This is a genomic window from Bacteroides faecis, assembly GCF_020091505.1.
Taxonomy (GTDB): domain Bacteria; phylum Bacteroidota; class Bacteroidia; order Bacteroidales; family Bacteroidaceae; genus Bacteroides; species Bacteroides faecis.
In genome coordinates this window covers 1821477-1833756 of sequence record NZ_CP081916.1, presented here as the reverse complement: position 1 = coordinate 1833756, position 12280 = coordinate 1821477, and the positions used below count along the sequence as shown (strand labels likewise).

General features: G+C 43.2%; 10 protein-coding genes and 1 tRNA gene. 1 reads left to right on the top strand and 10 read right to left on the bottom strand.

Features of this window, described 5'->3' with window-relative positions:
* Nucleotides 1-144: 144 nt before the first annotated feature.
* From K6V30_RS07385 to K6V30_RS07365, 5 genes are all read right to left on the bottom strand, one after another.
* Nucleotides 145-2406 carry a GH92 family glycosyl hydrolase gene (locus K6V30_RS07385; RefSeq protein WP_022301072.1) on the bottom strand — a complete coding sequence of 754 codons (2262 nt, stop codon included), beginning with the start codon at nt 2404-2406 and terminating at the stop codon, nt 145-147.
* Nucleotides 2407-2438: 32 nt separating this feature from the next.
* A complete protein-coding gene (locus tag K6V30_RS07380) occupies nt 2439-4703 on the bottom strand; it encodes a GH92 family glycosyl hydrolase (protein WP_055269160.1) in 2265 nt (754 codons plus the stop codon).
* A 138-nt stretch (nt 4704-4841) separates the two neighbouring features.
* Nucleotides 4842-5513, bottom strand: a complete 672-nt coding sequence (locus K6V30_RS07375; protein WP_010536418.1) for an RluA family pseudouridine synthase — start codon at nt 5511-5513, stop codon at nt 4842-4844.
* A 9-nt stretch (nt 5514-5522) separates the two neighbouring features.
* On the bottom strand, nt 5523-6269 hold the full coding sequence (gene fabG, locus K6V30_RS07370; RefSeq protein ID WP_010536417.1) for a 3-oxoacyl-[acyl-carrier-protein] reductase: 747 nt from the start codon (nt 6267-6269) through the stop codon (nt 5523-5525).
* A 16-nt stretch (nt 6270-6285) separates the two neighbouring features.
* A complete protein-coding gene (locus tag K6V30_RS07365; protein WP_010536416.1) occupies nt 6286-6876 on the bottom strand; it encodes a TetR/AcrR family transcriptional regulator in 591 nt (196 codons plus the stop codon).
* Nucleotides 6877-7115: 239 nt separating this feature from the next.
* On the opposite strand from K6V30_RS07365, the gene K6V30_RS07360 reads away from it, so the two are divergent.
* Nucleotides 7116-7188: transfer RNA gene (locus K6V30_RS07360), tRNA-Met, on the top strand.
* Nucleotides 7189-7509: 321 nt separating this feature from the next.
* On the opposite strand, the gene K6V30_RS07355 is transcribed toward K6V30_RS07360, so the two are convergent.
* The 5 genes from K6V30_RS07355 to rhaT all read right to left on the bottom strand — a co-directional run bounded on the left by K6V30_RS07355 (nt 7510) and on the right by rhaT (nt 12278).
* Nucleotides 7510-7941 carry a DUF4890 domain-containing protein gene (locus K6V30_RS07355; RefSeq protein WP_010536415.1) on the bottom strand — a complete coding sequence of 144 codons (432 nt, stop codon included), beginning with the start codon at nt 7939-7941 and terminating at the stop codon, nt 7510-7512.
* A 124-nt stretch (nt 7942-8065) separates the two neighbouring features.
* Complete coding sequence (locus K6V30_RS07350) at nt 8066-8965, bottom strand: AraC family transcriptional regulator (protein WP_010536414.1); 900 nt, start codon at nt 8963-8965, stop codon at nt 8066-8068.
* Between the two features lie 141 nt (nt 8966-9106).
* A complete protein-coding gene (fucO, locus tag K6V30_RS07345) occupies nt 9107-10261 on the bottom strand; it encodes a lactaldehyde reductase (protein ID WP_055269158.1) in 1155 nt (384 codons plus the stop codon).
* Between the two features lie 95 nt (nt 10262-10356).
* The gene (gene rhaD / locus K6V30_RS07340) at nt 10357-11166 is read right to left on the bottom strand and encodes a rhamnulose-1-phosphate aldolase (RefSeq protein WP_010536412.1); all 810 of its coding nucleotides are present in this window, start codon (nt 11164-11166) and stop codon (nt 10357-10359) included.
* A gap of 92 nt (nt 11167-11258) precedes the next feature.
* A complete protein-coding gene (gene rhaT, locus K6V30_RS07335) occupies nt 11259-12278 on the bottom strand; it encodes an L-rhamnose/proton symporter RhaT (RefSeq protein WP_010536411.1) in 1020 nt (339 codons plus the stop codon).
* Nucleotides 12279-12280: the final 2 nt, after the last annotated feature.

Genomic DNA, 12280 nt, shown 5'->3' with positions numbered 1-12280 from the left:
TTTTGACACAACCTCTTCTTCTTTTTAGTTCCGTATCTCCTATAAATAAGAAAAACGCCTTCAAATATAAGCTTTCGCTAATAAGTTGAAGGCGTTAATCATCCTAACCAATACTTACACTTACCCTAAAAAAACTTCTTCCTCCTATTTATTCAAAACAATTGGCCGGTTAGCAGAAGCTTTGCCAAAGTTTTTATCCGGCTTTTTACCCATCTCGAACTTCAAGGTACTGCCGTTGATTATATCATTGTATGTAATATAACTTTTATGGTAAGGTTTGCCATTCAAGTAAACCTTCCGGATATAGATATTTTCTTCACTATTATTGGGAGCCTCTACTGTAAACACTTTGCCTCCACGCACTTTCACCTCTATCTTCTTAAAACGCGGGCTTCCGAAAGCAAATACACCGTCAGACGGGTTTACCTGATAGAATCCCATAGCCGAAAGAAGATACCAGGCAGACATTTGTCCACAATCTTCATTACCGATAATGCCATCCGGCCGGTCTGTATAGAAGTCACTCATGATGAAACGAACTTTTTCAGCCGTTTTCCACTGCTCACCGGCATAGGTGTAGAGATAGGCAATGTGATGACTCGGCTCATTGCCGTGTGCATATTGTCCGATAAGACCGGTAATGTCGCTGGAAGCGCCTTCACCCATACTGTCATTGTTCGTAAAGAAACTGTCGAGCTTGGAAGTAAACGGTTTGTCACCGCCGAACAGGCTAATCAATCCATAAGGATCTTGCGGAGCAAAAAAAGTATATTGCCATCCGTTACCCTCGCAAAAATCACCGACTCCATGAATAGAACGTGCCGGATCATAAGGAGTACGCCAGGAACCATCCTCCAGTTTCGGACGAATGAAGTGGATAGAAGAATCGAAATAGTTCTTATAGTAATGAGCACGTTTTGAGAATGTTTCATAATCAGCCGTCTTTCCCATCTTTTGTGCCATAGCGGCAATCCCCCAGTCATCTACTGCATATTCCATAGCGATAGAAGTGGCTTCGTGAACTTTATCTGCCGGAATGTATCCTTTTGCCAGCACATAAGGAACTCCATTCTGCCTTTCATAAGTGGCTGTCGCTTTCATTGCTGTCAAGGCTTCTTCCGCATTAAATCCGGTAAATCCTTTCAGGTAAGCATCTGCAATCACCGGAACAGAGCTATACCCCGGCATACAATTTGTTTCACCGCTCATCAAAGGCCAGATAGGAAGTTTGTCCTGTTGCCTATAAATAGAAAGCATTGAATTGACTACATCGTCTACCAACTCGGGTTGGATGATAGTCATCAGAGGATTCAGAGCACGATAGGTATCCCACAGGGAGAGAGTCGTATAGTTCGCCTTCTTCGGGTCTGTATAAATCATATCATTCATCCCCCGATACTCACCATTGACATCACAATACAGCGTCGGAGCGATCATCGTGTGATAGTGTGCGGTATAAAAGACACGTTTGGCAGCCTCGTCATCTGATTCTACGGTCATCTTTTCCAGTTGCTTGTTCCAACGTTCGCTGCTCATCTTCACAACTTTGTCGAAGTCCCAGTGAGAGAGTTCAGCTTGCAGGTTCATCGCTGCATTCTCACAACTGACGGAGGAAATAGCCACTTTAATCTTCACTTCCTTCACATGGCCGAAAGTCAGTACACTTTTCACCGATTCAACTTTCAGCTGGTCCCAGGGTTTGGGTGTATTATCATCATAAGCAGTAAATTTCTCTATCTTCTGATCGCTCTTCAGTACAAAGTATACCTTTCGGGACGGGCTCCATCCTCTGACATAGCGATAGCCCTCCACTGTATAATCATCCACTTTACGGATATAGCTATCATAAGCATTGGAGCCGTTGCCTTCGCGCAGGTCAATCAGTATGGAAGCCGGTTTCCCTTCCGGATAGGTATAACGATGAAAGCCTACCCGGTCAGTAGCTGTCAGTTCGGCCTTGATATTGTACCTGTCCAGAAGTAAGGAATAATATTCCGGACGGGCTATCTCATTATCATGCGAATATTTCGACGCATATCCATCACGTATATCGTCCTGATTGCCTCTGGGAGTACGGATCTCATTGAGAGGCATAATCAGAATATCCCCCAGATCAGTACATCCCGTACCGCTTAAATGCGTATGTGAGAAACCAATCAGGATGCTGTCGGAATAATGATATCCCGAACACCAGTCCCAGCCTTTATGAATATTGTTAGGTCCGAGTTGTACCATACCATAAGGGACACTCGTACCGACAAATACGTGCCCGTGAAAACCGGAACCGATATAGGGATCGACATACTGTAGCAATCCCTCACTCTTTGAATAGTCCTGTTTCGCCACTCCGCTCGTTGTCATAGCCAAAAAACAGGAAGCAGCCATTAATAGTTTAAATGTGTTCATCTGTATCTTTCTTATTTAGTTAGAATTTCCAATTACATCGCAAAGGAAGGCGGAACGGCATCGTCTCCGGCAGCCCAGGCTTTATTCGGACGTTTACCCATCACAAATTCCAATACTCCACCCTTCATGAGGTCTTCGTGGCTGAACCATGACTGATCCCATACCTTTCCATTCAGCTTTGCCGACTGAATAAACTTATTTTCCGGTGAATAATTCCGGCACACGATCTGAAAAGTTTTTCCGTTACTCAACCGAATAGTCTGATTCTCAAATACCGGGCTTCCAATCACATACATCGGCAGACCGGGAGTAACCGGATAAAATCCCATCATCGAGAAGACGACGAACGAAGTCAATCCGCCTCCGTCTTCATCCCCGGGAATACCCATCAGATCATTGCGGAACCATTGCGTCAACAAGTTACGCACCCGCTTTTGAGTACGCCAAGGTTGTCCGGCATAATTATAAAGATAAGGAATGTGCATGGCAGGTTCATTTCCCATCGAGAACTGACCGACATTACCCGTATGGTCACCAAACTGATGATGAAAATCCGGTCGTCCTTTCCCTAAAGGAGTACTATACATTCGTTCCAGTTCTTCTACGAAACGCTCCTTTCCACCCATCATATTCACCAGATCGGCTACATTGTGAGGAAGATCCCACCGATACACCCAACCATTATTTTCATCATACGCATCGCGTCCGCCTACTCCGCTGGAATAGCGATAATCAAATGGCTGGATAAAGTTTCCAAACGAATCTTTCGGATGGAAGAAACAGGTTTCTTTATTAAATATCTTGTGATAGTTCAGGCTTCGCTTCAAGAAATAGTCTGCCTCTTTTTTATCTCCCAAAGCTTGGGCGATATTTCCCAGACACCACTCGTCATACACTGTTCCCAGAGTAACCGCTGCCGGCTGTCGTCTTTCCCACGAATGCACTTCGGGCACTGTTTCTTGCTCACCTACGGCAAGTGCGGGAAAGTATCCATGGTCTTTATAGAACTGATCCAATACTCCGGCAGGTTTGGACGACCAGGGAGCCAGTGTTTTTTCAGTAATGGCAGCTTTACAGACTTGATAGGCTTTTGCCAGATCAAATGAGCGCATTCCCTTATTATACGCATCAAGCACCGTCGCCACACCATGATTGCAGTTCATACGACGGCTGTCACCATTGATTTCCGGGAAAGTAGGCATCCAGTTGGGTTGCATCTGATACGCCATGCGAATCAATGAATTTACCATATTGCTCTCCATTTCCGTTTCAATGATGAGACGCAACGGATGAGTGGCACGATAAGTATCCCAAATCCAGTCGTCTACATAGAAAGGAATGCCTTCGTCATCATGTACCTGCCCGTCATAAGCACTAAAATATCTGCTATCCTCAGAAATACAAATCATGCGTTCATACGTACGATAAAGAGAAGTATAAAATACTGTTTTCTCGTTTTCCGTACCTCCCTTTACAAAAATCTTTCCCAATGTCTCATTCCATACCGAACGTCCCTTATCGGCTACAGCCTGCAAGTTGTAGTTCTTGATCTCACGGCGCAAATTTTGTTTTGCCTGTTCGGAAGAAATAAATGATACACCATAGCGAAGCAGTACAGAGGCTGTTCCCTTCGGATATTCCAGTATATAATAAGCATTATGTCCTTGCGTAGACTTATCTGTAGTGCGAATAACTGCCCCCTGATGAGTACCGATCTTCAAAGGCTGCTGATCTGTTTCCAGATAAATATAAACTTGTGTATGGTTACCCAGTTTCTGATAACCGCTGATTGACTTTCCGTCTGTTTTTAATTCTCCGTCGCGAGTGTTAAAGATCAGATAAGCAGGCTTGTCTGTCTGCGAAAAGTCTATCTGATAAATACCGGACTGGTGGGAAGGAGCATACTGAACATACATCCCGTCATCATCCAGATCAACACTATAATAATAAGGCTTGATAACTTCATTGTCGTATCCATATTGTATAATGCTGCCTGCCTTTTGTAATTCTCCCTGATAAGGGCTCAGATTGAAAGCCGAACTTCCCCGGTGACTGGTCACTATCAGCGGTAGTCCGTTAATTGTATTTCCGGTAAAATTCTCCCGTTCGGGATATACACGCAACATACTGTTAGGCAAATGAACCGTCGGATAAGTGGGTACCAGCAAATGACTGATATTTCCGATATATGGATTTACATAATCAACCGGAGTTCTTTCCGGTGAAGAATACATTTTTGCCGTTAGAAACTGGAAAGGAATGAGGCATCCCAGTAACAGATATAGAATTTGCTTCATGGTATAATTTAATTAAATAAAAGTTTTTATGATGCAAATATAGAATCTATTCCGAAACTATCAGGCTGTCGCCAGAGTTTACCATAGGGATGGCAGGGATATTTACTCTTTTGGCAAAAGAAAAAGGACTTGTACTGGCTAAAGCAGTTCAAATCCTTTCCATAAATTTCCTTCGGGAAGAGGGGCCACAAGCTCTATCAGCTCTTTAGACACTGGATGGATGAATCGTACCTTCCGTGCATGCAGACAAATACTGCCATCTGGATTGGAACGTGGAGCGCCATATTTAAGGTCACCTTTAATGGGACATCCCATCTTTGCCAATTGGCAACGAATCTGGTGATGACGTCCGGTTTTCAAATCTACTTCAAGCAGATAATAATTCTCCGAATGTCCGATCAGCCGGTAATCTAAAATTGCTTTCTTACTGTTCGGCACTTCTTTGTCATAAGCAAAACTCTTGTTCTGCTTCTCGTTACGTACCAAATAATGCACTAATTCATTTTCCGGCTCCTTGGGGGCATTCTTCACCACTGCCCAGTAGGTTTTCTTCACCTCACCGGAACGGAACATCTCGTTCAGTCGGGTGAGTGCCTTACTCGTTCTGGCAAAAATAACAAGACCGCTTACGGGGCGGTCCAACCGGTGTGTCACACCGAGGAAAACATTTCCGGGTTTCTGATACTTCTCTTTCAAATACTGTTTTACAGTCTCCGAAAGCGGTGTATCTCCCGTCTTGTCTGCCTGGACAATCTCGGAAGCGGTCTTGTTGACTACAATTATATGGTTGTCTTCGTATACAACAGTCATGCTGTTCGATTACATGTTCATACCACCATCTACCTGAATCACCTGCCCCGATACGTAAGAAGACATATCTGATGCCAGGAAGGTAGCGATGTTTGCCACATCTTCAGGAGTACCACCACGACGCAAAGGAATCTTCTTTGCCCATTCAGCTCTTACTTCGTCAGAAAGAGCCGCAGTCATATCTGTCAGGATGAATCCCGGAGCAATAGCGTTGGCACGGATACCACGAGAACCCAGTTCTTGCGCAATAGACTTAGCCAATGCAATCATACCAGCTTTGGAAGCAGCATAGTTAGCCTGTCCTGCATTACCGTGAACACCCACTACAGATGCCATGTTGATAATGCTACCAGCTTTCTGACGCATCATAACAGGTGTACAAGCGTGGATGAAGTTAAACGCAGACTTCAGGTTCACGTTGATTACCATATCCCATTGCTGTTCACTCATGCGCATCATCAGACCGTCACGGGTAATACCGGCATTGTTCACCAGAATATCGATACGTCCGAAGTCCTTATGGATTTCTTCTACGACCTTTGCAGTATCTTCAAAGTTGGCTGCATTCGAAGCATAGCCTTTGGCTTTTACTCCCATTGCTTCAAGTTCTTTAGCTGTATTTTCTGCATTTTCATCAATGACAAGGTCAGTAAATGCAATGTTTGCACCTTCGGCAGCAAACTTCAGAGCGATAGCCTTGCCAATACCACGAGCGGCACCAGTTACAATGGCTGTTTTTCCGTCTAATAATCCCATACTAAAAGTTATTTAATTAAATTTCTGTTCTATGCAGTGCGCCAAACACAATGTTGGACACATATTTATTTCTAGTTTCTTCGTCCAGATGAGCCCCTATATGACCGCGGATGTAAGGTACCTCAATCCCCTTTACGCAATAATGTATCAAATCGGCTGTCATTTCTACATCGTCAATGTGGAAGACACCCTTAGCCTGCCCCTCCAATAATACTGCTTTGAAAAGTTGTATTTCTTTCGCATCAAACTTCTTACGAACCTTTTCCACCCGCCATATATCACGGAAGAAATAGGCCCGCAAAGTTCCATTTCGGTAAACTACCTCTTTAACTGCATCCAGCCGGGTATAAATCATCTCCAGCATTTTCTTGTCCGGCGACATATCTCTTTCGGCCACCCGTTTCATCATATCCGACAAGATATCCAGTTCCGATTCTACAACAGCCAGATAAATTTCATCTTTACTTTTAAAATAGGTATAGAGTGTTCTTCTACCTTTTTTCGAAGCAAGAGCGATATCATTCATCGTAGTATTCTCCACCCCCATCTTTGCAAAGAGCTGGCGGGCAACGTCTACTAACTTGGCTTTCGTTTTTGATACGGTCATAGGTTATACTAATTGCACATTGCTGAATATTTTGAGCAAAAGTAATTCTTTTCTTTAGACCACACAAGAAAAAGCGCAGAATATTAACATTTGTATATTAATAGGTACTAAAAAAAAGTTCTGGCAATATTCCTCTCATTTTCAATACAATAGAGATTATCCGATATTTTTTCTGAAAAATAACTGGAGAATAATTTGTTTTATTCAAGAAAAGCCGTACCTTTGCACCCGTTAAACATCGCGGAGTGGAGCAGTTGGTAGCTCGTTGGGCTCATAACCCAAAGGTCATTCGTTCGAGTCGGATCTCCGCAACTCAATAAAGAATCGCTTTTTAAGCGGTTCTTTTTTTATCTCTCCCCTAATAAGTTCAACCGTCCCCGGTTCCTTTATTCACAGGTCCATCGTGATATCAACCATGTTTTCAACAAAGTTATCAACAGGTTAATTCATTAACAACAAAGCTATTAACTATATAAGAGAATCGTTTTAAACAAGCCAGAATTGACTTATTCACAATCTCATAAAAAACAAGCAAAAACCGCTTGAACACAAAAAAAAGATACTACCGAAAATCAGCAGTATCTCCTTTATTCTTCTTCCGTAAGGAAGTACATCCATTCATTACAATCTATATTACCCTTGCCTTTTTTGTCGGTTCTGACGCCCTTCTTTCATCTGTTTCTCACGCTCAGCCTGTTTTTTCACATAGCTATCATATTGTTCCTTAGTCAGAATCTTCTTCAGCTGGGCATCATAATCCTCACGAGATTTCTTCATTTCCGCTGCCTTCTTTTCACGTTCTTCTTTTGTCATCCTAGCAGCTTTATCATCTTTAGAATGTCTACCTTGATTAGCAGCCATTTTTTCCACCCAAGCAAGGTTTACATCCAACAGTTGTTGTTTCTGGTCTTCATTCAGAGAGTATTCTTTCACCATACGCTCCGTCATACGTTGCGCACGGGTTTTCGGGTCCATCTGCTGTCTTCCGCCCTGGCGATTACCTTGTGCCATTGCTACACCACTCATCAGTAGTAAAGCTACCATCCAAAATACGATTCTTTTCATGTCTCTTTTCTTTTTATTGTTAATCTGATAATAAACTGATTGCTTAATTGCAATATTATCTTTGACCAGATTAAAGAGGGAAAGTTAAATCGCATCAAGAAGATTAACAATAAATAACTTATTATTATCCTTCCCGACCGAACGAACGGTATTCAAGCGGAGTAAGCCCTGTACGTTTTTTAAAAAAGGAGAAGAAGTATTCGGTAGACTGGAAGCCTAAGAAAAAAGAGATTTCTTTCACCGATTGGGAAGTACCCACCAGCATCTGTTTGGCTTTACGAAGTTTCAGTTCCTGAAAATACTTGGCAGGTGCATAACCGGTATATTCCTTAAAAACCCTGCGAAACCATGAATAACTGATATTCAGCCTCATCGCCAACTCTTCCGGGTCGATATTGCCGGATACATTTTCATTCATAAGTATCTTTGCCTGTTCAATCTTCTGATCGACATCACTCATCTCAAAGACCTTATTCTTGGAAATAGAAAGAATCATACCTATCATATGGAGTACGATGCCGGACAGGTATTGCTGGGCAGATATTTTATCCGCCTCCGCCACCTCCAAAGCACGAGAAAACAAAGACACCAGTTCTTCGTTTATTCCAACCTCCAGTATCTGCCTTTCCGGAGAAAGAAAGGCATCACCCACAATTGCATCAATTGTCGGCCCTTCAAAACCGATATAATATTCTGTCCATCCGGTCTGACGCAACGGATAATAGGTATGCCACTGTCCGGGAAACAGCACCATCAGCCGACCTTTACAAACTTGTCTTTCAGGAGTAGAATCGGATGAAAACAAACCACGCCCTTTCGTTATATAGACTAACTGATATTCCCGCAACACCCTTCCTTTTTCAGCATTGAAAAAGTAGCCGGACGGATGTTCTTTCAACGGATAAGGAGAATCGGGAGGGATAGACTGGTAGCCAACTGTATTTACCCACAGACCGAACTTACGGTCCATGTCATTTACAATCAAGTATTTAAATTCTAATCCCAGATTATTTTCCTCACTCATACAGGCGTGTTTTCATGTAATTGAATCGAACAAAAGTAGGAATTATTTTCAAAAAACACATGCTAAACAATAAAAAAACATCCGGAGTACCTGTTCAGATCCTCCGGATGCCTATAAAAAACAAACCTTATTTGATTCGTATCAGAATGCTTTCCGATACAATACTTCTATTTCCGCTACCGACGTAGGACGCGGATTACCTCCTGTACAAACATCATTAAATGCAGCTACCGCCAACGCCGGAATATCTTCCTCCTTTACATTAATTTCATGCAATTTCTGCGGGATACCGATACTCAAGGAAAGCGCTTTCACTGCTTCAACAGCAGCCTTCACCCCTTCAGCTTCAGTCATACCGTCTGTATTGACGCCCATCGCTTTGGCAATATTAATATACTTCGGAGCCGCCGGAGATTCAGCATTGTACTCCATTACATAAGGCAACAGCAAAGCATTGGCAACACCATGAGGAGTATCATAGAAAGCACCCAGCGGGTGAGCCATAGAATGCACAATTCCCAGACCTACATTAGAGAATCCCATACCTGCAATATATTGAGCCTGTGACATTGCTTCACGGGCAACTGTATCCTTACCGTTATCTACTGCCGCTTTCAGATTCTGAGCAATCATTTCAATCGCTTTCAGTTCGAACATATCACTCATAGCCCATGCCCCTGGAGTAATATAACTTTCGATAGCATGAGTCAATGCATCCATACCTGTAGCGGCAGTCAGCCCTTTCGGCATAGAATACATCAGTTCCGGATCAACAATAGCTACGGCAGGAATATCGTTCGGATCTACGCAAACCATTTTCTTACGTGCATCCTCGTCGATGATTACGTAATTGATAGTCACTTCAGCTGCAGTTCCGGCAGTGGTAGGCAATGCAAAAGTAGGAACCGCTTTATGTTTGGTATCAGCCACACCTTCCAAAGATTTCACGTCAGCAAAATCCGGATTATTCACAACAATACCAATCCCCTTTGCCGTGTCGATAGAAGAACCGCCACCTAAGGCTACGATAAAGTCGGCACCGGAAGCCTTATAAGCAGCCACACCATTCTGCACGTTGGCAATGGTAGGATTCGCCTTCACATCACTATAAAGTTCATACGGAATATGGTTGTCATCAAATACTTTTATAATTTCAGCAGCCACACCAAATTTGATAAGGTCTTTATCTGTCACAAAAAAGGCTTTCTTAAAGCCACGTCTGGCTGCTTCCACAGCAATTACACTCCGGCATCCTGCGCCGAAATAAGAGGTCTCATTCAGAATAATGCGATTCATAGTTGTGTCATAATTTTAAAGTTACCGCAACATTCCCCATTCATAGAAAATGCCGCGGTCGCTAAAGTAGATAAATTCAATGATTTATACAAGTATTATTTAGGAAGATTGAAAGCAACAGACATTTCTTTCATTTGTTCCTGAGTCATACCATCCGGTTCGAAGCCCATATTTTTGGCAGCGATATAAATTAATGCCGACTTATTCAGTACATCAATCTGGTCAAAAGCCTGCATCACATCGCAATCAACAGCAAAGACGCCATGCTTTTCCCACATTACCACATCATAATCCTGCAATTCCTTGATGGTAGCGTCCGCCAACTCTACCGAGCTGGGTAATTTATAAGGAATGATACCCAACCCTCTCGGACAGAATGCTTTCGTTTCGGGGATCATGCTCCATAACAGATTGGTTGCCACATCTTTCTGAAGGAACTTTTCGCAATGTGTCATCGCGATCAGCTCAATCGGATGAGTATGCACAGAAGCCTTATAAGGAGAATTCTTACTCAGCAAATCATTATGCACACTCAGATGAGAAGGCAATTCCGAAGTCGGTGCAACTGCCTCATCGGCTATGATAACATAGCTGGCACAGTCATCCAGAATACGAATAACCGAACCATTTTCCATCGGCCAGCGAGCCAGATCACGCATGCGTTTATTAGTCCCTTTACAATAGAAATAACACCCTTTCAGATATGGCAATGTAACGCCAATAGGTTTTACTTCACTTATCGGTTCCATCCGGCGAATTTCATCGTCAACAAATTCCGTGATATTAACAGTGATATTACCACCGTTACGTTCAGCCCATCCTTTTTGCCACAAGTATCCGGCAACTTCAGCCACCTTATTAACTTCCCTGGCAAGTGCCGGACGGTTTTCTAAAATTGATTTCATATTATAATATAATTTATTTATCAGGCACGGATTACACGGTTAAAGAGCCATGTATTAAAACCGCGTTATCCGTATTATCCATGCCTAAAATTTTAAAACAAGTTCGGGAACACCAAAGAGAAAATCAGAATCACCAGACCACAAACCAATACTGTGATCGTTTTGGTAGACACTCCTTTCCACTCTTTCAGGATAATTCCCCATACATTACTAAATGTCACATTCAATGCCATCAGGATACACCACGAAAAAGCCAGCAGCACGGGACTTCCCGTAAGAAAGCTCTTACCCATTTCCAGTCCGAAGAACTGCATGTACCACAGTACACCAGCTAACGCACAGAACACAAGATTGTTGCCCCAGACTTTACCTTTGGCATAGTCACCGACAGACTTATTAGCTACATTCTGCTGCAGGCAATAAGCGGCATTTGTCAGAAATCCGCCTAAAGTCACCAGGAAGATTACAGGAAGACCGGCATAAAGTCCGTCCACTCCACCTGCCAAAGCAGCTTCCTTGATAGGAGTTCCCGCATCCAGCCCTAAAGCGAAGCAGGCACTCATCACACCCGCAAGAAGCGCCACCAGCAATCCCTTGGTCAATGCGAAATCCTTTACGGCAGCACGTTTTTCTTCTTCACTCATATTCTGCGCACGCAAGCCACCGGCATAACCGATAACAGCAATACCCGCCAACGTAATACAAACACCTAAAAGAAGAATCAATCCGTTACCTTCGAAAAGGTTAGTTCCGGCAAAGATAGCAGGAAAAAGAGTTCCGAATCCGGCACAAGTACCCAATGCTATACTTTGTCCGAGCGCAACGCCCAGATAACGCATGGAAAGTCCGAAAGTCAATCCGCCTATTCCCCATAATATACCATAAAAGATGCTCATTCCAGCACCTCCAGCTCCCCACAAGTCGAACAAACTGCCTCCTGCAGGTACCCCCAACAGTGATCCCAAAAACGGGAACACTAACCAGGCAAACACACCTTGCACTAACCAGAAGCTTTCCCAGCTCCATTCCTTCACCTTATTAATAGGCACATAGGAACTGGACTGGCAAAAGCTACCGATGGCTATAATCAATAAGCCAATTAGAATATCCATAA

Coding starts and splice junctions, on each gene's coding strand:
- fucO (WP_055269158.1), bottom strand. CDS start 10,261: ATGAATCGCATTATTCTGAATGAGACCTCTTATTTCGGCGCAGGATGC.
- K6V30_RS07350 (WP_010536414.1), bottom strand. CDS start 8,965: ATGAGTGAGGAAAATAATCTGGGATTAGAATTTAAATACTTGATTGTA.
- K6V30_RS07375 (WP_010536418.1), bottom strand. CDS start 5,513: ATGACTGTTGTATACGAAGACAACCATATAATTGTAGTCAACAAGACC.
- K6V30_RS07365 (WP_010536416.1), bottom strand. CDS start 6,876: ATGACCGTATCAAAAACGAAAGCCAAGTTAGTAGACGTTGCCCGCCAG.
- rhaT (WP_010536411.1), bottom strand. CDS start 12,278: ATGGATATTCTAATTGGCTTATTGATTATAGCCATCGGTAGCTTTTGC.
- fabG (WP_010536417.1), bottom strand. CDS start 6,269: ATGGGATTATTAGACGGAAAAACAGCCATTGTAACTGGTGCCGCTCGT.
- K6V30_RS07380 (WP_055269160.1), bottom strand. CDS start 4,703: ATGAAGCAAATTCTATATCTGTTACTGGGATGCCTCATTCCTTTCCAG.
- K6V30_RS07355 (WP_010536415.1), bottom strand. CDS start 7,941: ATGAAAAGAATCGTATTTTGGATGGTAGCTTTACTACTGATGAGTGGT.
- rhaD (WP_010536412.1), bottom strand. CDS start 11,166: ATGAAATCAATTTTAGAAAACCGTCCGGCACTTGCCAGGGAAGTTAAT.
- K6V30_RS07385 (WP_022301072.1), bottom strand. CDS start 2,406: ATGAACACATTTAAACTATTAATGGCTGCTTCCTGTTTTTTGGCTATG.